The sequence below is a fragment of the Streptomyces sp. ATCC 21386 genome (assembly GCF_018728545.1).
Taxonomy (GTDB): domain Bacteria; phylum Actinomycetota; class Actinomycetes; order Streptomycetales; family Streptomycetaceae; genus Streptomyces.
On sequence record NZ_JAAVVL010000001.1, the window covers coordinates 8,895,492 to 8,916,716 of the forward strand.

Below are 21,225 nucleotides of genomic sequence, written 5' to 3' on the forward strand. Positions count from 1 at the left end.
ACGCGGGGCACCCTCCGCTCAAGGAGGGCACCCCGCGTCTCACACGGCCGGGGCCGGGTGCGGGAGTTACACGTCGAAGTCCTGGCGGACGCGGTCTTCCTCGTCCCGCATCAGCCGCTCCGACTCCTCGTCACGGCGCCGCGCGCCGCGCTCCGGCTGGCCGTGCTCGCGCTGGGGCCGGCCGGACTCGCGCTGCGGCTGCCCGTGCTCTCGCTGGGGCCGGCCGTGTTCGCGCTGCGCCTGCTGGGGCTGACGCTCGGACGCGCGCTCACCAGGCCGCTGAGCCCGCTGCCGCTCCTCGGGCGACTGCCCGGCCTTCCGCTTCAGCTGCTCAGCCTTGTCCTGGAACTGGTCCTTCATGCCCATGTGGATTCACTCCCGTTGTGGGTGAGGGGATCGGGCCTCGACCAGACAAACACGCACGGACATCCCACGCATTTCGATCAGTGACGCTCGGTGACCCAGAGCTATTCCGGCTCCGTGGCCCCCACCCCCCGCGTCCGCTCGTCCGCGGCTCCACCGGCCCCCACCAGCCCCTTGGCCACCCCGCGCAGCCGCGGCTCCATCCGCCGGACCTCGCGCGGCGCGAACGTCCCGATGAGCCCCGGGAGATACCCGCGCACGCCCTGCATCCCCCGCAGCCACCACTGCCCGTACACATGGCCGGCCCGCCGCTCGATTCCGGCGACGAGCCGGTCCACGGCCGGCCCCAGCGGGTACGTCTTGCCAGCCGGCCACGGCAGCCGCTCCCGCAACTCCCGCATCGCCTCCTCCTTGTCTGCCCCGCGCACCATGTCCGTGTCGGTCCAGGACAGATACCCGACCCCGACGCCGACCCCCCGGTGTCCGACCTCGGCGCGCAGACAGTGCGCGTACGCCTCGACACCCGACTTGGACGCGCAGTACGCCGTCATCATCGGCGCCGGGGTGATCGCCGCGAGGGAGGCGATCTGCAGCAGATACCCCCGGCTCTCGATCAGCGCCGGCAGGAACGCCCGCCCGGTGACGGCCGATCCGACGAGGTTGACCTCGATGACCCGCCGCCAGGAGTCGGGGTCGGAGTCCACGAACGGCCCGCCCGTGGCGACGCCCGCGTTGGCGACGACGATGTCGACCCGCCCGAACCGCTCCTTCACCTCGGCCGCGACCCGCGCCATGACCTCGTGGTCGGTCACGTCGGCGTGCCAGAACTCGCTCTCGCCGTACAGCCGTTCCGACACCCGCTTCAGCTCGTCCGGTTCGAGGCCGACGAGCGCGACCTTCACCCCCCGCACCGAGAGCTTGCGCGCGAGGAGTTCCCCGACGCCCCGCGCGGCCCCGGTGACGACCGCGACCCGCCCCTCCAGGGTGCTGCCGTTGCTCATGCGCCCGCCTCCTCCAACTCGTCCCGCCCGGCACGTACGTACAGTGCGGCCAGCTCGCGTATGCGCGCGGTGACCGCTTCCGGCGCCTCCACCGGCGCCATGTGTCCGACCCCGGTCAGCTCGCTCACGCCCACGCAGTCGGGCAGCGCGGCAGCCAGCGCCCGCGCGTGCACGGGCGGCGTCATCCGGTCCGCGGTGCCCACGACCCCGGCCGTCGGCACCGTCAACGCCCGTACGCCGTGGTCGAGATCGAGTGAGGCGAGGACGTGCGACCAGGCGTGCCGCACCCTCGCCGGGCACGCGTGCACGATCCGCGCGCACGCCTCGACCATCACGGGCGACGAACCGGGGCCCATCGTCGCGTACTTGAGGATCCGCCGGGCGATCGGTGTGACCGGCCCGAGCGGCGCCCGGGAGCCGAGGACCTTCCGGGTCAGCCAGGTCCGCACCCGCCCCGGCCGCAGCGGCACGACCAGCGACTCGGCGACCAGCTGCGAACTGCCCGTGCTGCACAGCAGGACCGCCGCCGCGCGCTCCTGGAAGCCCGGCCGGCCGGCGGCGGCCATCAGCGTCATCCCGCCCATGGAGTGCCCGGCCAGCACCGCCTTCTCGCCCGGCGCGAGCGTCGCCGCGAGCACCGCCTCCAGATCGTCGGCGAGGGCGTCCGCGCTGCACGCGGCGGACGCGGGGCTGCGCCCGTGCCCGCGCTGGTCGTAGACGACGACCCGGTGATCGACGCAGAGGTCCCGGACCTGCGCCGCCCAGTACGCCGTGGAGCAGGTCCAGCCGTGCACGAGGACCACCGTCGGCGCCTCCTGCGGACCGTGTACCTCGACGTGCAGTCGCGCCCCGTCGGTGGACACGGCCACCAGCTCCCGGACGGCGACGGGCGGCGCGTAGGGGCCGTGCTTCACATGGGTCAGTCGGGTCACGCTCCGGCCTCCACCTTCTCCGTGTCCGTCGCCCCGCCGCCGTTCCTCGTACCCGGCGGGGCGGCCCGCAGCACCTCGTACTCGCTCAGGTCGACCCGCCGGGTCGCACCGCGGAACTCGGTGGTCGTACCCGGCCAGACGGTCGTGTTGCGACCGCTCGCGTCGAGGTACCAGCTGGTGCAGCCGCCGGTGTTCCACACCGTGCGCTCCATGCGCTTGTGCACCCGCTCGTTCCAGGCGTCGACGGCGTCCGGCCGGGCGTCGAGGGCGACCCGGCCCCCCAGCACGTCCAACTGCCGTACGAAGTCGGCCATGTAGTTCAGCTGGGACTCGATCATCAGGATCATGCTGGAGTTCCCGAGACCGGTGTTGGGTCCGATGATCGTCATCCAGTTCGGGAACCCGGCCGCCGAGGCCCCGCGCAACGACCGCATCCCCCCGCCCGCCCAGGACTCGGCGAGCGTGCGCCCGTCGGCGCCCACCACCCGGTCGGCGATGGGCATGTCGGTGACGTGGAACCCGGTGCCGAAGACGATCGCGTCGACCTCGGCGGCGGACCCGTCGGCGGCGACGAGCGTGGAGCCGTCGACCTTGGACAGCCCGGACGCGATGACGTCGACGTTGGGCCGGGTGAGCGCCGGATAGTAGGTGTTGGACAGCAGGATCCGCTTGCAGCCGATGCGGTAGTCAGGGGTGAGCTTGGCCCGCAGCTGCGGATCCGCGACGCTCCGGGCCATGTGCCGCTTCGCCATCCGCTCCACCAGCCCCAGCTGGTTCGGCCGCTTGGTGAAGGCCTGCACCTGCAACTCCCGTACGCCCCACAGCAGTCCGCGCCGGGCCTGCGCGGTGAACGGCAGCTGCTTGTGCAGCCACTTCTCGGCCCCGCTGATGCCGCGGTCGACGCGGGGCAGCACCCAGGGCGGGGTCCGCTGGAAGAGGGTCAGCCGGCCGACCTCGGGCTGGATCGCCGGCACGATCTGGATCGCGGAGGCACCCGTACCGATCATCGCGACCCGCTTGCCGCGCAGCTCGTAGCCGTGGTCCCAGCGGGCGGAGTGGAACACCTTGCCCGGGAAGGACCCGAGCCCCGGCAGCTCGGCCTCGGTCGGCACCTTCGGGTCGGACAGCGGCCCGGTCGCGGAGACGACGAAGTCGGCGGACAGGGCCCCGGCGCTGGTCTCGATGTCCCAGCACAGCCGCTCCCCGTCCCAGGCCATCCGCAGCACCTCGGAGTCGAAGCGGATGTGCGGCCGCAGCCCGAAGACGTCCGTCACGTGCTCCAGGTAGGCCCGGATGTGCTCCTGCCCGGAGAAGGCGCGCGGCCACTCGAAGTTGGGGGCGAAGGAGAACGAGTAGAGGTGGGAGGGCACGTCGCAGGCGCACCCGGGATAGTCGTTGTCCCGCCAGGTGCCGCCGACCGACCCCGCCCGCTCCAGGACGACGAAGTCGGTGATCCCCTCGCGCCGCAGCCGTACGGCCGCCCCGAGTCCGCCGAACCCGGAGCCGATCACCGCCACCCGCACATGCGGCCCGTTCCCGCCCCTGTGCCCGCCCATCCGGTACCTCCACGCCTCATCGCGTGCGCACACCGCGTTCGCACCCTGTCCGCGCCAGTAATCACTGGCGCAATGGGGAGCGTAGGGCAGGACCGTACCGATGGGTAGGGGTTGGGCCCTCTGGAGTTACCAGCGGTACGACATAGGCTGCGCGGGTGGCAGAAGAAGCGGCAGGAGACACGGCGGAAGATGCGGCGGACGACGGCGAGCGACACGAATACCGCATGGAACAACTGGCCGAGGCGGCCGGCATCACCGTACGCACCCTGCGCTTCTACCGGGAGCGCAAACTGATCCCGCCGCCCCGCCGCGAGGGCCGCATCGCCTGGTACGACGACACGCACCTGGCCCGGCTGCGCACGATCGCGGCCCTGCTGGAGCGCGGCCACACCCTCAGCGGCATAGCGGAGCTGGCCGAGGCCTTCGACCAGGGCCGCGACGTGGGCGACCTGCTGGGTCTCGGCGCCCCCACCGAGGAGGTCCCGGTCCGCCTCACCCCCGAGGAACTGGCCGACCACTTCGGCGACCAGGCCACCTCGGAGAACCTCGCCGCCGCCCTCGACCTCGGCTATCTCGGCACCGACGGCGGCGAGATCGTCCACATCAGCCGCCGCCTCCTCGACGTCTCGGCCGCACTGGTCCGCGAGGGCGTCCCCCTCGCCGACGTCCTGAGCGCGGGCCGCCGCGTCCGCGAACACGCCGAGGCCCTGGCCGCCCTCTTCACCGACCTCATCCTCACCCAGCCGGGCCGCACCACCGAAGACCTCGCCCGCCTACGGCCACTGGCGAAGAGCGTGGCGGAAGCGGAACTTTCCCTGGCGATGGACCGGCGGCTGCGGGAGTCGACAAATCAACAAGGCGGGAGTTAAACCCGCGCGGCGGCGACATTCACTCGAACGGGTTAGCAGAATCGATTCGACGGGCCATCGAATCGACTAATGTGGAGCCCAATCGTCGCTCAGACGCTTCCCCTTCGGATCCACTTTCGAAACAGGAGAGAAGTGAACCGCGTACTCACCCTCAGCTTCACCACCGCCGCTCTTTTCGTCATGGACATGACGGCCGCGTACGCGGAATGCATCTGGTGACCCCACCGGCTCTCACGAGCCGGTAGCCCCCCAGTCGTCGAACAAGCGGCCCAGTTCAGCCGCCTCCCCGTCCGCCCCGAGCCTCCGGTACATCACCAGCGCGCGTTCCGCGTGGGCTCGGGCGGACGGGATGTCGTGCATTCGGAGACTCACCCGGGAAATACCGGCCAGCGCCCGCGCCGAGCACAACGAATAACTGTGCTCGTGCGCGATGGAAAGTGCCTTCCGATAGGTCTCCAGCGAGATGCCCCACCGCCTCTCCCTGTAATGCGTGTCAGCAATTCCGAGAAGCGCTCTCTGCCGCTCGTAGGAATTGTCGATACGCCGGGCCACCTTCTCCGCCGCGCCGAAGTGGTCCAACGCGTCCTTCGTACGACCGGAACCCGCACAGGTCTCGCCCAGCGAGATCAGGGTGTTGACCTCACCGATGGCGTCCCCGCCCGCCCGATGGCTGGCCAGGGCCCGGCGGAAACAGGCGAGCGCCCGCTCCGGCTGCCCGGTGGCGGAGTACACGGCACCGAGATTGGTGTCGAGGATCGCGAGGTCCTTCTTGCCTCCGATGTCGCGCATCAGCACGAGGGCGTGCTCGTAGTGGTAGCCGGCCTCCTCGGGGAGCCCGAGGGCGAGCCGGATGTCCCCCAGGTTGTTCCACGCGACGGCCTCACCGTGACGGTCACGCAGTTCCCGGTTGATGCCGAGCATGGTCCGGAAGCAGTGCGCCGCCTCGGCGTACTCCGCCCGGTGCACCCTCGCCGTGCCCTGCACGTTGAGGGTGGCGGCGATGCCGTGCGGGTCGTCGACGGCGCGGTAGAGCACGAGGCACCGGTCCAGTTCCCGCAGACACGCCTCGCCGCGGCCCGCCCCGAGATGGGCCCGGCCTATCTCGAGCAGCGCGTCGGCCCGGCCCCGGGGGTCACCGAGGCCCTCGAACAGGGTCAACGCCTCGGTGGCGTGCTCCAGAGCCGCGTTGTGGTTCTCCCGCGCCAGGACGCTGGCCCGCTCCACCAGGGTCCGGGCGAGGGCCGGCCGGTCCTCGCCCGCACGCAGCGCGGTCAACGCGGCCGCCTGCAGCTCGGCGGTGATGTCGTGCGTGCCCCAGCGTTGCAGGGAGTGCGCGAGGACGTGCGGGAAGAGCGCCGCGTACTCGGGGAACTCCGCCGCGGCCGTACGTGCCACCGCCAGCAGGTTGCCTCGCTCCACGGTCAGCCACACCGACGCCTCGTCGGCGGCGGACTCGGCGGGCGGTTCCGCGGCGAAATGGGGTGTGACCGGTGCGATCAGTTCCCTCGGGACGGGTCGTCTGCGCCGCCGCGGGTGGGCGAGCCGGTCCGCCCGGTCGGCGGCCGTGAGGTAGTACGACAGCAGCCGCCGCAGCGCCGCGCGCCGCTCGGGCCGCGGATCCTCCCGGCGGCCGAGACGGCCGGCGAACGCACGGGCCAGATCGTGGAGTTGATAGCGGTCCCGGACCGGTTCGTCCAGCAGGTGGCGGTCCAGCAGGGTCTCGGCCGCGCGGCGCACCGCGCCCGGATCGACGTCCCCGGACAGCGCCATCGCCGCCTCCAGGGTGATGTCGGGGCCCGGATGCAGCGCGAGCCGCCGGAACAGGCCGCGCGCCGAGGCGTCCAGATCGGCGCAGGACATCTCCAGAGCGGCGGCGACCCGTTCGTCGAACTCCTCCAGCCGGTCGCCGGCCCCGTCGAGCCGGTCCGCGACGTACTCCAGGTCCCAGGTGTCCCGGTGCCGGAACCGGCTCGCGTGCAGCTGCAGGGTGAGCGGGTGCCTGCCGCACAGTTCCACGACGCGGCGCAGGGCGGCGGTGTCGGAGACCCGGGCCGCCCCCGCGATCCGGGCGAAGAGCGCACCGGCCTCGGTCACGGACAGCACGTCCAGCAACAGCGGCGTGGCGCCGTCCAGTTCGGTGAGCCGGTTACGGCTGGCGACGATCGCGCGGCACTCCGGCGAGCCGGGCAGCAGCGGGCGGATCTGCTCGGCGTCCCGGGCGTTGTCGAGCACCACCAGGACCCGGTGCCGGGCGGTCCACTCACGCCAGCGCGCGGCCCGCTCGTCCAGGGTGACGGGCAGCGGATCGGGGACCCCGGCGGTGTGCAGCAGGAACGCCAGGGCGTCCGCGGGATCCTGGGGCGGTTGGTCGCTGTAGGCGCGCAGGTCCACGTAGAACTGGCCGTCCGGATAGCGCTCGCGCATCCGGTGCGCGGCGTGCACGATCAGCGCGGACTTGCCGACGCCGGGCATGCCGTGCACGACGGTGACCGGCAGCGCGGTCCCGCTGCCCTCGGGCCCGTGGCCGGCGAGCAGGATGCCCAGCTCGCTCGCGCGTCCGGTGAAGTCCCGGGTGTCCCGCGGCAGACTGCTTCCCGGGTGCCCGGCGGCACGGTCCGCCGCCCGCGGGGCACCCGTCCCCCGGCCGGTCGCGGGGTCGGCCTCCGCCGCGTGGTGTTCCCGCAGGGCGGGGTCCTGGCCGAGGATCCGCCGCTGCAGTTCCTGGAGTTCGGTTCCGGGGTCGATGCCGAGTTCCTCGTTCAGCCGCCGGCGCGTGGTGCGGTACAGGGCCAGCGCCTCGCCGTCCCGCCCGGACCGGTACAGGGCCAGCATCAGGGCGGTGACCGCCTGTTGGGCCAGCGGGTTCAGGGAGACCAGTTCGTGGAGTTCGCCGAGGAGGTCGGCGTGACGGCCCAGCTCCAGCTCCAGCCGGATGCGTTCCTCGCGCACCCGGCGGTGGTCCTCGGTCAGCCGTGCCCGGGCGGACGCGGCCCAGTCGCCGGTGAACTCGGCGAACGGCTCCCCCCGCCACAACGACGCGGCGGTGTGCAGCAGACCGACGGCGTACTCCCGGTCGCCGCGCCCGGCCGCCGCGCGGGCCTCGTCACGCAGCCGTTGCAGCCGTACGAAGTCCACGTCGTCCGCGTGCCGGACGCGCAGCCGGTAGCGGCGCGGGGACGGGCGCTCCAGCACGGCCAGATCACCGACGGCGCGACGCAGCCGGGTGCGCAGCCGGGAGAGATAGGAGTGCAGCGTCTCCACGGCGGTCACGGGAACCTCGTCGTCGTCCCAGACCCGTTCGACGAGTGTATCGACGGCGACGGGATCACCCTGGGCGTACAGCAGGACCGCGAGCACCCGCCGCTCCTTCAGCGAGCCGAGCGGGTACTGCCGTCCCCCGTGCCACAGTTCGAGCGGCCCGAGCGCAAGAAGGTGCACCACTTCCCCCAGGTGGTTCGCTTCGTCCAGGCGCGTGCCTCGGTCGTGCTGTCCTCGCACCGGCGGTCTCCGCACGGGCGGTCGGTGGCTCGCACATCTGTCCACCCGATGTCTCACTGTCGCCACCGTGCCGGACTGAACAGAGGTGCAAAGCAGGGCGCACAGTCGCGCGAAGGGGCGCACGAAGCACGCCGACGGACCCGCACGCCCGAGGTGCAAGTTTTCTGCAAGCCGGCCGTCCACCCGTCCGGGGAGACGCAGTTACAGCGGCCGCCGACGAGCTGCCGAACCCGCACCTCAACTCTGTTGCTTCACGGGGGAGTTCAGATGAGCCTGCTGATGCCGGACGCCGACCGGCGCCCTGCCGTACCCCTGCGTCTGGATGTCGAGCGCTGGGCGACCTTCCGTATCCGCAAGCGGGTGCTCGCGGTGGTCCACACCGTGACCTCCGCCCGTCGGCTGCTGGACGCGGTCCGGCTGCTGGAGGGGGACCCGCGGGTACAGGTGCTCTTCACGGTGGCCGGTGACGTCTTCAACCACGGCGTGGACGAGTTCCTGGAGAACACCAGGGCCCTCGTCGTGCCGTGGGGACAGGCGGTGCACACCCGCTTCGACCTCGCGCTGACCGCGAGCTACGGGAGCCTGCACGAACTGAACGTCCCGGTGATCGTGCTGCCGCACGGCGCCTCGTACAACAAGCGCGTCTCCGTCCCCGACGACCGGCGCGGCCGTCTCGGCCGTCTCCCGGCGATGCGCGAGGTGTACGGGCTGGGCCGGCAGTGGCTGGTCCGCGACGGAGTGGTGGTGCCCGCGGCGATCGTCCTGGCCCACGAGGACGACCGCACCCGTCTGGGCCGGGAGTGCCCCGAGGCCCTGCCCGTGGCCGAGGTGGTCGGCGACCCCTGCTACGACCGCGTCGCGGCGAGCCTGCCCGCACGGGACCTGTACCGGCGCGCGCTCGGCGCGGCGCCCTGGCAGGAGCTCGTCCTCGTCTGCTCGACCTGGGGCCCCGAGTCCCTGCTCGGACGGCACTGGGACCTGCTGGAGCAACTGGCCGACCAACTCCCCCGGGAGGACTTCCGCATCGTCGTCATGCTGCACTCGAACGTCTGGAACGCCCACAGCGAATGGCACATCCGCAGCGCGTTCGCCGGCCTCAGCCGCTGCGGCATCGGGCTGGTCAGCCAGCACGCGGAGTGGTGCGGCGCCGTCGTCGCGGCCGACTACATCGTCGGGGACCACGGCTCGGTGTCGCTGTACGGCACGATGACGGGCGCCCGTCTCCTGGCCGCCGGCTCACCTGACACCGACCTCGACCCCGCCTCGCCCATGGCGGAACTGCGCTCGCTGGTGCCGTGGATCGACACGGACCGGCCGTTGCTCCGCCAGCTGCGGCAGAGCTCCGTCGCCCACCGCCCGGACCGCTACGCGCGCGTCGCGGCCCGGATCAGTTCGCAACCGGGCCGGTTCGCCCGGCGGATGCGCGCTCTGCTCTACCGGAAGCTGCGGCTGCGCGCGCCGGTCGCCCGCCCCGCCGCGGAGGCGGCGCCGCCGCCGGTCCTGGTGCGCTACGGCGTGCCGGGCGGAGCCGGATCGTGAACACAGCGGAAGAGGAGACACTGCGCCCGTGGGGCCGGTACGTCCGGATCGCTCCGCCCGGACCGGCCTGCCCGCCCGCGCTCGTCGACGAGCACCTGCGGGTGGAACTGCCCGCCCCCTGGCCCTGGCCGGCCCTCGCCGACGTGCTGGTGGCGCCGGGATCGGGAGACGCCGCGGCCGACGCGCTGGCCGCCGCCCACCCGGGCACGGCGGTGGTGGCGGTGCACACCGGGGCCGGGAGGTGCTGGCTGCGCGTGGGCCCCCACGGCCGCGTACCGATACGACTGCACCTGACCGAACGACACGCGGCCGTGCACCCCTGGCCGGTCTGGGCGTCCCTGGCCCACACATGGCTGGTGACGAGCACCCGCTGAACCACACACCTCGGTCCACCGGGCTCCGCCCCGACCGCCGGCACCGGCCGGCGACACCACCGGGCGCCGACGACCGGGACGGGGCGCCCGGCCACACCCGGCCGGCCGATCACCCCGGTCATCCGGCGGCATCAGCCTGGGCACCGGCACCGGCACCGGCGACGCTGTCGGCCGAAACGTCGGCCTCGGTCTCGGTCTCGGTCTCGGTCCCGGCTTCGGTCCCGGTCTTGGTCCCGGTCTCGGTCTCGGTCCCGGTCTTGGTCCCGGTCTTGGTCTCGGTCTCGGTCTTGGTCCCGGTCTCGGTCTCGGTCCCGGTCTTGGTCCCGGTCTCGGTCCCGGTCTCGGTCTCGGTCTCGGTCTCACTCAACAGCCTCAACCGTTCGCGCAGTTCGTCGACCTGCCCCGGCTGCCTCGCCGCGGCGGCCAGCGCGAGGGCCCGGCCGTAGCGCTCCCGGGCGAGGGCTCGCTCGCCGCGGCGCTCGGCGACCTCGCCCAGCGCACCGAGCGCCCGAGCCGTCTCGGAGTCCGCCCCCACGGCGCCCAGATCGTCGAGCGCTCCGGAGAGCAGGTGTTCCGCCTCCTCGAGCCGGCCCCGAAGCAGGGCGGACCGGCCGAGCAGCGTGGCGGCCCGAGCCGCGTTGTAGGGGTCGTCCACGGCCAGCAACGTCTCCCGTGCCGCAGCGGCCGCTGCGGCGGCCCGCTCCGGACGGCCGAGGTCGAGGTCGACGTCGGCGGCGTTGAGCCGCGCGAGCCCGCCCGCGCGTTCGTCCCCGTGCGTGGGCAGTTCGACGGCCGCGCGGGCGAACAGTACGGCCGCTTCGTCCAGTTGCCCCAGCCGCTGGTGAGCCAGCCCTCGGTAGTTGAGCGTGCGGGCGTGGCCGAGCCTGTCGCCGATGGAGGCGAAGAGCCCGGCCGCCTCCTCGAACATCTCCAGCGCCCGCCCGTGGCCGCCGCTCCCCAGAGCGCCCTGGCCCCCGGACGTCAGCATCCGGCACGCGGCCTGGGTGTCGCCCACCTCGCGCGCGGCCACCAGCCCCTCCTCGTACGCGGCGAGCCACTCGTCGTAGTGCTTGCGCCGGACGAAGAGGGGCCCCATGGCATCGGCGAGCTGCCAGCAGGCCTCCGCCGCGCCCGCCGCCCTGGCACGGCGGATCACCGCCATCAGCTGGGGCAGTTCCCGCTCCAGCCAGTCCAGTGCGGCCCGTGGTCCGGGCCCGGGGTCGCCCTCGACCACCGGACCGAGGCCGTAGGACCGCTCCCGCAAGGGGTGGTACGGCTCGACGGCCTTCTCCGCCCGGGTCGCGGTGGCCACATAGTGGTCCGCGAGCCGGCGGAACGCGGCCGCCCGTTCCGCCGCGGACTCGTCCTGCGCGGCTTTCTCGGCCGCGTGCAGCCGGACGAGGTCGTGGAAGCGGTAGCGGTCCTCGCCCACGTCGATCAGCAGATTGGCGTCGTACAGGTTCTCCAGCGCGCGCTCCGCGCCGGGCGGCCCGGTGACGCCCGCGGGTCCCGGCCCGGTGACGCCCGCGGGTCCCGGCCCGGTGACGCCGGCGGGACCCGGCCCACCGTCGGCGGAACCGCGAGCCAGGACCGCCGTCGCGACCGCGCTCTGGAACTCCCGTCCGGGATGCACGCCGAGCAGCCGGTAGAGCCGGGCCGACGTCTCGGGCAGGCCCCGGTACGACAGATCCAGCGCGGCACGCACACCGTGATCGCCCTCGATGGCGAGCCCGTCGAGTCTGCCCTGCTCGGCGGCGAGGGCCCGCACCATCGCGCTGATCCGCCTGCCCGGCCGGGCGGCGAGCCGTGCGCCCGCGACACGCACGGCGAGCGGCAGCCCCGCGCACAGCCGCACGAGGGCCCGGGCGTCGTCGGTCTGGGTGGCCACCCGGTCGTCGGCGAGCGTCGCCGCGAGGAGTTCCAGCGCCGCTTCCGGTGCGAGGGGCTCCAACTGCAACTGGTAGCAGCCTTCGAGCGCCAGGCCGGACATCCGCCGACGACCGGTCACGACGGTGAGGTTGCGGCCGCCCGGCAGCAGCGGCCGCACCTGCGCCGCCGTCGCCGCGTCGTCGAGGAGGACCACGAGCGCGCGCTCGGCGGTCAACGACCGGTACAGCGCCGCCCGTTCCTCCGGCTCGTGGGGAACCTGTCGCGGCGGCACACCCAGGCCGCGCAGGAAACCGCTCAGCACCTCGCCCGGATCGGCCGGTCCGGACGGCGACTGGGCGCCGAGGTCCGCGTACAACTGGCCGTCCGGGAAGTCGGGCCGCAGCCCGTGCAGCCAGGACAGGGTGAGGGCGGTCTTTCCCACCCCGCCCAGTCCGCTGACCGCGGCGAGGACGGGATGCCCCCGGCGGGACACGGCGACCCGGTGGTGCTCCAGTCGCTCGACCTCGGCCGTGCGAGCGGTGAGCGGCACCGCGGGCGGCAGTTGCCACGGAACCGCGGGGCGCGGCCCCGACGCGACCGCGTCACCGGTCCTGACCTGGACCCCGCCGTACACGACGGCGGCCTGCACGCTGGGACCGTGCACGACGCCGCTCAGCTCGTTGTGGCCGCCTGGCTCCTGCCCCCGCACGTGTCCCCCTCCGGCCGGTGAGCACCGTCCCCCTGGGGATGAGTATTTCCGCACAGCAATCGAACAACCGATGCAGTGCGGCACAGAGTGTCAAGGATCTGTGATGTCGGTCGCTCGTCTGCACGTATCGGACGCAGGCGCGGGGCAGCCCTCAGAGGTCGTAGACGACCGTGACCGGCGCGTGGTCCGACCACCGCTCCGCGTGGGTCGCGGCGCGCTCCACCAGTCCCTTGACCGCCTTGCCGGCGAGCCCGGCCGTGGCCACGTGGTGGTCGATCCGCCATCCCGAGTCGTTGTCGAAGGCCCGCCCCCGGTAGGACCACCAGGTGTAGGGCCCCTCGACGTCGGGGTGCAGGGCGCGCAGCACATCGACGTACGCCCCGTCCGCCTCGTCGAAGACCCGGTCGAGCCAGGCCCGTTCCTCGGGCAGGAACCCGGAGTTCTTCTGGTTCGCCCGCCAGTTCTTGAGGTCGGCGGGCCGGTGGGCGATGTTCCAGTCGCCGCAGACGACGACCTCGCGTCCGTCGGCGGCCGCGCGCTCGCGCAGTTCCTTCAGGTGGGCGAGGAACTCGTCCATGAACCGGACCTTCTCGTCCTGCCGCTCGGTCCCGACCTCGCCGGAGGGAAGGTAGAGGCTGGCCACGGTGACACCGGGCAGATCGGCCTCGACGTACCGGCCGCTGCCGTCGAACTCGGCCGATCCGAAGCCGACCCGCACCCGGTCGGGCTCGCGGCGGCTGTACAGCGACACCCCCGCGCGCCCCTTGGCGGCGGCCGGGGCGTGCACCACGTGCCACCCCTCGGGCTGCCGCACCCCGGCGGGGAGCTGCTCCGGCTCGGCCCGCACCTCCTGGAGGCAGAGCACATCGGCCGAGGTCCCGGCGAGCCACTCCACGAAGCCCTTCTTCGCGGCGGCCCGCAGCCCGTTCACATTCACAGAGGTCACAGTCAGCACCCGGGCACGATACCCGCACCTTGGACAAGGTCCAGATATGGAGCATGCGCATGCATAGATGTACGATGCTTGACATGGTTATCCGCCGGGTCCCCTTCGACCATCCCGACGCCGTCAAGCTCAACGACGAGGTCCAGGCCGAGTACAGCGTCCGCTACGGCGACGAGGGCGACGCCACCCCCATGGACCCGGCGCACTTCGTCCCCCCGGCGGGGCTCTACCTGATCGCCTACGACGAGCACGACAGCCCCGTCGCCACGGGCGGCTGGCGCACCCAGGACACCAATGACGAGGGGTACCAGGACGGGGACGCCGAGATCAAGCGGATGTACGTCACCCCCGGCGCCCGGGGCCTGGGTCTGGCCCGTCGCATACTGGGCGAACTGGAGGCCGACGCCCGCGCCGGCGGCCGCACCCGCATGGTTCTGGAGACCGGCTCCAAGCAGCCCGAGGCCGTGGCCCTCTACACCTCCAGCGGCTACGAACCCTGCGCGAAGTTCGGCTACTACCGCTTCCACGAGCTGAGCCTCTGCTTCGCCAAGCCGCTCCATCTCTGACGCCGGGCCCGTAAATCCCGGTGCCCACCGGGGTGTCGGGCCCCTACGGTGTGCCGGTGAGGAAGAACACCCGCCTTCGCCGTCTCGTCGTGGACGGCACCACCTGGCACTGGACCGTCCGCCAACGCTCCAGAGTCGCCTACGACCACTGCCACCTGAAGCTGTCGCTCTACCCCGACGGCCCCCGGGGACGCCGTCTGGTCCTGCTCTTCAGCCCGGCACAGAACCGCGCCGTCTCGAACTGCTACTTCGACTCCGGCGCCCTGGTCCGCCTCTCGGACCACACGTACCTCAACCTCCACGAGCCCGGCACGGTCCGCCGCCTCCTGGACGCCGCCGCCCCGACCCTGGCCCTCCACCCGGACACCCACACGGTCGAGGTGAACGGCTGGCGGTACTTCGACGCCGTCGCACAACCGGCACCGAACGCCGACGCCCCGTCCTGACAACACGTCAGAGCCCCCAGTGGTTTTCACCACTGGGGGCTCTGATCTGTGCGTGGACCTGTGGGGATTTGAACCCCAGACCCCCTCGATGCGAACGAGGTGCGCTACCGGACTGCGCCACAGGCCCTTGCAACGAGTGAAACTCTAGCATCCCGATCGCGGTGCTTGGAAATCCGTTCCCGGGCCGCCCCCGGCAGACTTCCGACCGGCCTCGTGGCTGGTCAGCGGAGCATGGGATCCGGGAGCACGAAGATCACTCGTTGGCCGCGCGCGGCCGGTCGCCGTCCTCGTACTGGTCGAAGAGCGGGGTGCGCCCCCGCTCCCGGGAGCGGCGCGCGGACGCGGCGCGGCGGGCGTCGGAGCGGCCGCCGTCGGGTGCGTCGGCCGCCTCACCCGGGCCGGCGGCCTCCGCGTTCCCCTCGCCGCCGTCGTCCCCCTCCGTCGCGCGCCCGGAGGCGCTCGGGGAGTTCGCGGGGGCGGCCGAGGAACCGTGCGGGTCGGCCGCGCTGGAGCGCGCGGAGCTCCACGCGTCCGGGGCGCCGAGGTCGACCCCGGACGTGGCCCGGGGCGCGACCGGCGCGGTGACATAGGTCGGGAGCGGCACCGGGACCGGGTCCCAGCTGTCGCCCTGACCGGGGTGCCGCTGGCGCTCGCGCTGCTGGTCGACCCACTCGGCGTGGTCGGTCTGCTCGACGAGGGCCCGCCGGTCGGCCGCGAGCGCGCTCAGGTCGGCCCGGGTCTCCTCGCTCTCGGGTCCGTCCTCCGGCTCGTCGGTGTCGACCGGGTCCGGCGCGGGGCGCCGCCGCTGGGGCTGCCGTTCCCGCAGTCGCTGCGCCGCCACCTCGGCCTGCCGCCGGTCCATGGTGTACGCGAACCGCTTCCGCTCCTGGCGCCGCAGATGCGCGATGTAGGCGCTCAGCAGCACCGCGGGCACTCCCGGCGCCCACAGGAAGGCGAGTCCGCCGACCGCCGCGACGACCGCGCCGAGCGTGAAGGCGAGGAAGAGCATCACGGTCGTACGCCGTCGGCGCGCGAGCACCTTCGAGCGCTGGGCCCGCGCCTTGGCCTCCGCCGCGTCGCTCCGGCGTGCGTCGGCCGTCTGCTTGGCCGACCGCTTCGACCGTGCGGGAGCGGGCACTTGGGCGGCCTGCTGCTTGGCCACCCCTTGCGCGGGAGCCGGCGCACCGCCCTGCTGCGGCACCGGCTTCGCCTGCACCTGCGCGGGCGCCTGCGTCGCCGGTTTCCCCGGTTGCTGCGGCTGCTGGCCGGCCTGCGGTGACTCACCCCGCTCCACCGGCAGTTGTGCCTTCGTGTGCTCCCGGAGCGGGGGCATGGCGAAGGCCCGGACGTCCACCGAGTCGGTGACGCCGTCCGGTTCGGCACTGGGCTCCCCCTCTTCGGTGGAGCGCGCCCGGTCCCTGGCGTATCGGCGCTCCATCCCCGCCCGGCCGGAAAGCAGCCGGATGGCGGTGCTGAAGCGTTCCGTCGGACGGGCTTCGTTCAGCTCGTCCTGCCTACGGAGCCACATCGGCACCAAGTAGGCGGCCCAGGCCCCGACGATGACTGCGTAGATGAGGCCGCTGCTGCTCACGCCTCACACGGTAGAGGGGTTTGCGTGAGGCCATCCGCCAATTGAGCCGGTGTGTCGCACGATCTGGCTGATATTTCGAGCTTTTTTTGTGACCGATCCGATCAGCGGGCCATCGAGAGCACGAAATTAACGTGCCGAGAACGCACCGAGTCGTTCAACCTGATCGTCGCCCGGTCGCCGCCCGTGCAATTTTTCGAACACACATTTCATTTATTGCGACTGCCCGGGCTTGCCCGCATCGGATCCCGCGTTCCGCGCGTTCCGCGCCCGTTCCCGCTGCCAGCGGCCGAGCAGACCCTCGGGCACCTCTTCGGCGGTCAGCGCGAAGACGAGATGGTCACGCCAGGCACCGTCGATGTGAAGATATCGTGGACGAAGGCCTTCCTCGCGGAATCCGAGTTTCTCCACGACCCGTCGGCTGGGCCGATTCTCGGGACGAATACAGACCTCGATGCGGTGCAGACCGACGGTCCGGAAGCAGTGGTCGACGACGAGCGCGACCGCCGTCGGCATCACACCCCGCCCGGCGACCGACTCGTCGACCCAGTAGCCGACATGGCCGGAGCACATGGAGCCCCAGGTGATCCCGGCGACCGTCAACTGCCCCACCAGGCGCCCCTGGTACTCGATCACGAACGGCAGCATCCGGCCCGCGTTCGCCTCCGCCCGCAGATGGCGGACCATCTGGCGGTACGTCGGCCGGTGTGCGATGGGCCCGCTGGGCGTGGGGGGCGGGATGGTCGCCTCCCAGGGCCTCAGCCAGTCCCGGTTGCGCCGGTTGACCTCGCGCCAGAGCCGCTGGTCGCGCATCCTTATGGGCCGGAGGACGACCTCGCCGTCCACCAGCACCACGGGCCAGGATGGGCTGTTCAGCTCGCACCCCCATGGGGTCTGGAGGGGTCCTCCTCGGCCGGTGAGCCGTCGCCCCCGCCAGCCGCCGGCCTCTTGTGGTCGCCGCCGCGGATCTGGTCGACGGCGTGGGTCAGCAGCGGCTCCAGGACGGCCAGGCCGTCCCGTACGCCGCCTGTCGAGCCCGGCAGGTTGACGATCAGCGTGCCGTGCGCGACTCCGGCGAGGCCCCGGGAGAGCGCGGCCGTCGGTACCTTCTCCCGGCCGTACGCCCTGATCGCTTCGGCGATGCCGGGGACCTCGTGGTCGAGGACCGCGCGGGTGGCCTCGGGGGTGCGGTCGGTGGGCGAGATGCCGGTCCCGCCGGTCGTCACGATGACGTCGTAGCCGGCGTCGACGCCCGCCCGCAGCGCGGCCTCGACGGGGTCGCCGTCGGGCACGACCTGGGGGCCGTCGACGGCGAAGCCGAACGCCCGGAGCCCCTCGGCGATCAGAGGCCCGCCCCGGTCCTCGTAGACCCCGGCGGCGGCCCGGTTGGAGGCGGTCACGATCAGGGCGCGGTACGGCCTGGTGCCGGAATCACCGGTGAGGGCCGTCATGTCCGGCTCCAGTCGCCCGACTTGCCGCCCGTCTTCTCCTCGACGCGGACGTCCGTGATGACCGCGCCCTTGTCGACCGCCTTCACCATGTCGATCACGGTGAGGGCGGCGACGGAGACCGCGGTGAGCGCCTCCATCTCGACGCCCGTGCGGTCGGTGGTCTTCACGGTGGCGAGGATCTCGACGGCGTCGTCCGCGACCGCCAGGTCGACCTTGACGCCCGAGACCGCCAGGGGGTGGCAGAGCGGGATCAGGTCGGGGGTGCGTTTGGCGCCCATGATCCCGGCGATGCGCGCGGTGGCGAGGGCGTCGCCCTTGGGCACCCCCTCGCCGCGCAGCAGTTCCACCACCGCCGGCGAGACCAGGACCCGGCCGCTGGCGCGGGCGGTGCGCGCGGTCACGTCCTTCCCGGAGACGTCGACCATGCGGGCGGCGCCCGCCTCGTCGATGTGGGTCAGTCGGTCCTGCGGCGTACTCATGGTGGTGTGGCGCTCCCGGTCGGGGCCCGTCGCGGTGCGGCGCGCGGCCTGTTGTGCGCGACACGGTACGCCACCCTCGACGGTTCAGCCGAGCAGGACGACCTCGACCTCCGTACCGGGCTCGACGGACTCGGTGTCCTCGGGGATCACGATCAGCGCGTCGGCATGCGCGAGGGCGGCGACGAGGTGCGATCCGGTGCCTCCCACGGGGGCGACCTCGCCGTCGGTGTACGTCCCGCGCAGGTACTGGCGGCGACCCGCGGGCGAGGTCAGGGCCTTGGGGGCCCGCAGGGTCGCCGTGGTCGTCGGCCGATGGACGTCGTCGAGGCCCATCAGGGTGCGGATGGCGGGCCGGACGAAGAGCTCGAAGGAGACGTACGACGACACCGGGTTGCCGGGGAGGGCCAGCAGGGGGGTGTGGTCGGGGCCGATGGTGCCGAAGCCCTGGGGCTTGCCGGGCTGCATGGCGAGCTTGCGGAAGTCGATGCCGGCGCCCTCCTCGTCCTCGTCGCCGACGGACTCCAGGGCTTCCTTGACGACGTCGTACGCCCCGACGCTGACTCCGCCGGTGGTGACCACCAGGTCGGCGCGGACGAGTTGGTCCTCGATGGTGGAGCGGAGGGTCTCGGCGTCGTCGGCGACGGCGCCGACGCGGTAGGCGATGGCGCCCGCGTCCCGGGCGGCGGCGGTGAGGGCGAAGCTGTTGGAGTCGTAGATCTGGCCGGGGGCCAGGGTGTCGCCGGGCGGGATCAGTTCGCTGCCGGTGGAGAGCACCACCACGCGCGGGCGCGGGCGTACGCGTACGGAGGCGCGGCCGATGGCGGCGAGCAGGCCGAGCTGGGGCGGGCCGAGGATCGTGCCGGCGGCCAGGGCGCGTTCGCCGGCCTTGACGTCACTGCCCTCCGCGCGCACATGCGCGCGTGCCTCGGCGGGGCGGTGCACGGCGACCTGGCCGGTGGCGCCCTCGGGGTTCGCGCTGCGGGCGCGCATCCCGGAGACGGGGCCCTCGCCGAGGCCGCCGTCGGTCCACTCGACGGGGACGACCGCCTCGGCGCCGGGCGGCAGGGGCGCGCCGGTCATGATGCGGGCGGCCTCCCCCGGGCCCACCCGGGGCTGTTCGGTCTGGCCCGCCGCGACGTCGCCGATCACCGTGAGCACGGCGGGGAACTCCTCGCTCGCGCCCGCGACGTCCGCGACCCGCACCGCGTACCCGTCCATGGAGCTGTTGTCGAACGGCGGCAGTGACACCGGCACCGTGACGTCCTCGACCAGGACGCAGCCCTGGGCGTCGAGGAGTTGCAGCTCGATGGGGTCCAGGGGGCGGACGGTGGCGAGGATGTCCTCCAGGTGCTCGGTCACCGACCAGAGGTGGTCCCGGCCGGTGGTGCGGGTCGCGGCGGTGCTCAATGTGGCTACATCTCCTCGGCTACGTAACTGCGAAGCCAGGTCCGGAAGTCCGGGCCCAGGTCTTCACGTTCGCACGCGAGTCTGACAATGGCACGCAGGTAGTCGCCACGGTCTCCGGTGTCATAGCGGCGGCCCTTGAAGACGACGCCGTGCACGGGCCCGCCGACCTTCTCGTCCGCGGCGAGCTGCTGGAGGGCGTCGGTGAGCTGGATCTCGCCGCCGCGGCCCGGTTCGGTCTGGCGCAGGACGTCGAAGATCTGCGGGGCGAGGACATAGCGGCCGATGATCGCGTAGTTCGAGGGGGCGTCGGCCGGGTCGGGCTTCTCGATCATGCCCGTGACCTTGACGACGTCGCCGTCCTCGGTGGCCTCGACGGCCGCGCAGCCGTAGAGGTGGATCTGTTCCGGCGCGACCTCCATGAGGGCGATCACGCTGCCGCCGTTCTGTTCCTGGACCTCGACCATGCGCTGCAGGAGCGGGTCGCGGGGGTCGATCAGGTCGTCGCCGAGGAGGACCGCGAAGGGTTCGTCGCCGACGTGCGGGGCGGCGCACAGCACGGCGTGGCCGAGGCCCTTGGGGTCGCCCTGGCGGACGTAGTGGATGGTCGCGAGGTCACTGGACTCCTGGACCTTGGCGAGCCGGTGGGCGTCGTTCTTCTTCTGGAGCGCGGACTCCAGCTCGTGGTTGCGGTCGAAGTGGTCCTCGAGGGGGCGCTTGTTGCGGCCGGTGATCATCAGCACGTCGTCGAGCCCCGCCGCCGCGGCCTCCTCCACCACGTACTGGATCGCCGGCTTGTCCACCACCGGCAACATCTCCTTGGGAGTCGCCTTGGTGGCCGGCAGGAACCGGGTTCCCAGACCCGCCGCGGGAATGACAGCCTTGCTGATCCTGGGGTTCGCCTCACTCATGGGCGGAACCATATCCGGTGCCTTTGTGGGGAATCTGTGGCTCCGATGAATTCGTTCTCATATGAGCCGATTACGAAGAATACTGGAGTCACCTGTGAGCCGGATGGGACCTGAACCGGAGCTTTCCAAGCGAATGTTGCGCCGAGAGCTCCTCCTGGTGAGGAGTGGGTTGACGGCGGATGACGTCCGGAAAACGACGGGTGCCCTTGCCGACCGTGCCCTCGATCTGCCCGAACTGGCGCAGGCGCGCACGGTGGCGGCGTATGTGTCCGTGGGGAGTGAACCGGGCACCCTCGCGCTCCTCGACGCGCTCCGCGCGCGGGGCGTGCGCGTCCTGCTTCCGGTGCTGCTGCCCGACAACGACCTGGACTGGGGCGTCTACGAGGGAGAGGCCGCGCTCGCGCGCGTGCGGCACGGCGGCCGTATGGAGCTCCTCGAACCCGCCGGCGAGCGGCTCGGCCCGGACGCCGTGACCGACGCCGACGCCGTCCTGCTGCCGGGCCTGGCGGTCGACGGCCGCGGGATGCGCCTGGGCCGGGGCGGCGGTTCCTACGACCGCGTCCTGGCCCGTCTGGACCGCGCGGGCGCCGACCCGGCGCTGGTGGTGCTCCTGTACGACGCGGAGGTGGTCGACCGGGTCCCGGAGGAGGGGCACGACCGCCCGGTGCACGCGGCGGTGACACCGTCGGGCGTACGCCGCTTCACATGACAGTTCCCCGCGCCC

19 protein-coding genes and 1 tRNA gene are annotated in these 21,225 nt (G+C 72.7%); 6 read left to right on the forward strand and 14 right to left on the reverse strand.

Annotated features, from left to right (window positions below; all coding sequences use genetic code 11):
- Positions 1 to 66 precede the first annotated feature (66 nt).
- From GWK25_RS38040 to GWK25_RS38055, 4 genes are all read right to left on the reverse strand, one after another.
- Entirely contained in the window at positions 67 to 366 is a 300-nt protein-coding gene (locus GWK25_RS38040; protein ID WP_215456009.1) for a hypothetical protein, read from the reverse strand.
- 101 nt (positions 367 to 467) lie between these two features.
- Positions 468 to 1,364 carry an SDR family oxidoreductase gene (locus GWK25_RS38045; RefSeq protein WP_215456010.1) on the reverse strand — a complete coding sequence of 299 codons (897 nt, stop codon included), beginning with the start codon at positions 1,362 to 1,364 and terminating at the stop codon, positions 468 to 470.
- Positions 1,361 to 2,296 carry an alpha/beta fold hydrolase gene (locus GWK25_RS38050; protein WP_215456011.1) on the reverse strand — a complete coding sequence of 312 codons (936 nt, stop codon included), beginning with the start codon at positions 2,294 to 2,296 and terminating at the stop codon, positions 1,361 to 1,363. Before GWK25_RS38050 ends, GWK25_RS38045 begins: the two co-directional genes overlap by 4 nt.
- Positions 2,293 to 3,852, reverse strand: coding sequence for an NAD(P)/FAD-dependent oxidoreductase (locus tag GWK25_RS38055; RefSeq protein WP_215456012.1), 1,560 nt, complete (start codon positions 3,850 to 3,852; stop codon positions 2,293 to 2,295). The genes GWK25_RS38050 and GWK25_RS38055 overlap by 4 nt, the downstream gene beginning before the upstream one ends.
- A 224-nt stretch (positions 3,853 to 4,076) precedes the next feature.
- Between GWK25_RS38055 and GWK25_RS38060 the strand changes: the two genes are divergently transcribed.
- Complete coding sequence (locus GWK25_RS38060) at positions 4,077 to 4,721, forward strand: MerR family transcriptional regulator (protein WP_215457875.1); 645 nt, start codon at positions 4,077 to 4,079, stop codon at positions 4,719 to 4,721.
- A 231-nt stretch (positions 4,722 to 4,952) separates the two neighbouring features.
- Here GWK25_RS38060 and GWK25_RS38065 read toward each other — a convergent pair whose 3' ends face one another.
- Positions 4,953 to 8,162 (reverse strand): BTAD domain-containing putative transcriptional regulator, encoded by a 3,210-nt coding sequence (locus GWK25_RS38065; RefSeq protein ID WP_215456013.1) that lies wholly within the window; start codon positions 8,160 to 8,162, stop codon positions 4,953 to 4,955.
- Positions 8,163 to 8,486: 324 nt separating this feature from the next.
- Between GWK25_RS38065 and GWK25_RS38070 the strand changes: the two genes are divergently transcribed.
- On the forward strand, positions 8,487 to 9,758 hold the full coding sequence (locus GWK25_RS38070; protein ID WP_215456014.1) for a hypothetical protein: 1,272 nt from the start codon (positions 8,487 to 8,489) through the stop codon (positions 9,756 to 9,758).
- Entirely contained in the window at positions 9,755 to 10,132 is a 378-nt protein-coding gene (locus GWK25_RS38075; protein ID WP_215456015.1) for a hypothetical protein, read from the forward strand. Before GWK25_RS38070 ends, GWK25_RS38075 begins: the two co-directional genes overlap by 4 nt.
- 118 nt (positions 10,133 to 10,250) lie before the next feature.
- Here GWK25_RS38075 and GWK25_RS38080 read toward each other — a convergent pair whose 3' ends face one another.
- A complete protein-coding gene (locus GWK25_RS38080; RefSeq protein WP_308404423.1) occupies positions 10,251 to 12,710 on the reverse strand; it encodes an NB-ARC domain-containing protein in 2,460 nt (819 codons plus the stop codon).
- A 151-nt stretch (positions 12,711 to 12,861) separates the two neighbouring features.
- Positions 12,862 to 13,665, reverse strand: a complete 804-nt coding sequence (locus GWK25_RS38085) for an exodeoxyribonuclease III (protein WP_215456016.1) — start codon at positions 13,663 to 13,665, stop codon at positions 12,862 to 12,864.
- Positions 13,666 to 13,739: 74 nt separating this feature from the next.
- Here GWK25_RS38085 and GWK25_RS38090 point away from each other — a divergent pair, with 74 nt between their 5' ends.
- Together GWK25_RS38090 and GWK25_RS38095 are read left to right on the forward strand one after the other, a co-directional pair.
- Positions 13,740 to 14,222, forward strand: coding sequence for a GNAT family N-acetyltransferase (locus GWK25_RS38090; protein WP_215456017.1), 483 nt, complete (start codon positions 13,740 to 13,742; stop codon positions 14,220 to 14,222).
- 56 nt (positions 14,223 to 14,278) lie between these two features.
- Positions 14,279 to 14,668, forward strand: a complete 390-nt coding sequence (locus GWK25_RS38095) for a hypothetical protein (protein WP_215456018.1) — start codon at positions 14,279 to 14,281, stop codon at positions 14,666 to 14,668.
- 53 nt (positions 14,669 to 14,721) lie between these two features.
- Here GWK25_RS38095 and GWK25_RS38100 read toward each other — a convergent pair.
- The 7 genes from GWK25_RS38100 to galU all read right to left on the reverse strand — a co-directional run bounded on the left by GWK25_RS38100 (position 14,722) and on the right by galU (position 20,501).
- Positions 14,722 to 14,795: transfer RNA gene (locus tag GWK25_RS38100), tRNA-Ala, on the reverse strand.
- Between the two features lie 126 nt (positions 14,796 to 14,921).
- Positions 14,922 to 16,259: a gephyrin-like molybdotransferase receptor GlpR gene (gene glpR, locus GWK25_RS38105; protein WP_215456019.1), complete on the reverse strand. Its 1,338-nt coding sequence runs from the start codon at positions 16,257 to 16,259 to the stop codon at positions 14,922 to 14,924.
- 210 nt (positions 16,260 to 16,469) lie between these two features.
- Positions 16,470 to 17,102, reverse strand: a complete 633-nt coding sequence (locus GWK25_RS38110) for a GNAT family N-acetyltransferase (protein ID WP_215457876.1) — start codon at positions 17,100 to 17,102, stop codon at positions 16,470 to 16,472.
- A 26-nt stretch (positions 17,103 to 17,128) separates the two neighbouring features.
- The gene (locus GWK25_RS38115) at positions 17,129 to 17,707 is read right to left on the reverse strand and encodes a molybdenum cofactor biosynthesis protein B (protein ID WP_215456020.1); all 579 of its coding nucleotides are present in this window, start codon (positions 17,705 to 17,707) and stop codon (positions 17,129 to 17,131) included.
- Positions 17,704 to 18,186 (reverse strand): cyclic pyranopterin monophosphate synthase MoaC, encoded by a 483-nt coding sequence (gene moaC / locus GWK25_RS38120; protein ID WP_215456021.1) that lies wholly within the window; start codon positions 18,184 to 18,186, stop codon positions 17,704 to 17,706. The genes GWK25_RS38115 and moaC overlap by 4 nt, the downstream gene beginning before the upstream one ends.
- Positions 18,187 to 18,270: 84 nt before the next feature.
- Entirely contained in the window at positions 18,271 to 19,593 is a 1,323-nt protein-coding gene (gene glp / locus GWK25_RS38125) for a gephyrin-like molybdotransferase Glp (RefSeq protein WP_215456022.1), read from the reverse strand.
- Positions 19,594 to 19,598: 5 nt separating this feature from the next.
- Positions 19,599 to 20,501 (reverse strand): UTP--glucose-1-phosphate uridylyltransferase GalU, encoded by a 903-nt coding sequence (gene galU, locus GWK25_RS38130; protein WP_215456023.1) that lies wholly within the window; start codon positions 20,499 to 20,501, stop codon positions 19,599 to 19,601.
- A gap of 133 nt (positions 20,502 to 20,634) precedes the next feature.
- Between galU and GWK25_RS38135 the strand changes: the two genes are divergently transcribed.
- Positions 20,635 to 21,210 carry a 5-formyltetrahydrofolate cyclo-ligase gene (locus tag GWK25_RS38135; RefSeq protein ID WP_215456024.1) on the forward strand — a complete coding sequence of 192 codons (576 nt, stop codon included), beginning with the start codon at positions 20,635 to 20,637 and terminating at the stop codon, positions 21,208 to 21,210.
- The last annotated feature ends 15 nt before the right edge of the window (positions 21,211 to 21,225 follow it).

What these genes read in the sequence shown, in the direction of transcription:
- GWK25_RS38090 (WP_215456017.1), top strand. Translation starts at nt 13,740, where the DNA reads ATGGTTATCCGCCGGGTCCCCTTCGACCATCCCGACGCCGTCAAGCTC.
- galU (WP_215456023.1), bottom strand. Translation starts at nt 20,501, where the DNA reads ATGAGTGAGGCGAACCCCAGGATCAGCAAGGCTGTCATTCCCGCGGCG.
- GWK25_RS38040 (WP_215456009.1), bottom strand. Translation starts at nt 366, where the DNA reads ATGGGCATGAAGGACCAGTTCCAGGACAAGGCTGAGCAGCTGAAGCGG.
- GWK25_RS38060 (WP_215457875.1), top strand. Translation starts at nt 4,077, where the DNA reads ATGGAACAACTGGCCGAGGCGGCCGGCATCACCGTACGCACCCTGCGC.
- GWK25_RS38070 (WP_215456014.1), top strand. Translation starts at nt 8,487, where the DNA reads ATGAGCCTGCTGATGCCGGACGCCGACCGGCGCCCTGCCGTACCCCTG.
- GWK25_RS38115 (WP_215456020.1), bottom strand. Translation starts at nt 17,707, where the DNA reads ATGACGGCCCTCACCGGTGATTCCGGCACCAGGCCGTACCGCGCCCTG.
- GWK25_RS38135 (WP_215456024.1), top strand. Translation starts at nt 20,635, where the DNA reads ATGTTGCGCCGAGAGCTCCTCCTGGTGAGGAGTGGGTTGACGGCGGAT.
- GWK25_RS38055 (WP_215456012.1), bottom strand. Translation starts at nt 3,852, where the DNA reads ATGGGCGGGCACAGGGGCGGGAACGGGCCGCATGTGCGGGTGGCGGTG.
- GWK25_RS38045 (WP_215456010.1), bottom strand. Translation starts at nt 1,364, where the DNA reads ATGAGCAACGGCAGCACCCTGGAGGGGCGGGTCGCGGTCGTCACCGGG.
- moaC (WP_215456021.1), bottom strand. Translation starts at nt 18,186, where the DNA reads ATGAGTACGCCGCAGGACCGACTGACCCACATCGACGAGGCGGGCGCC.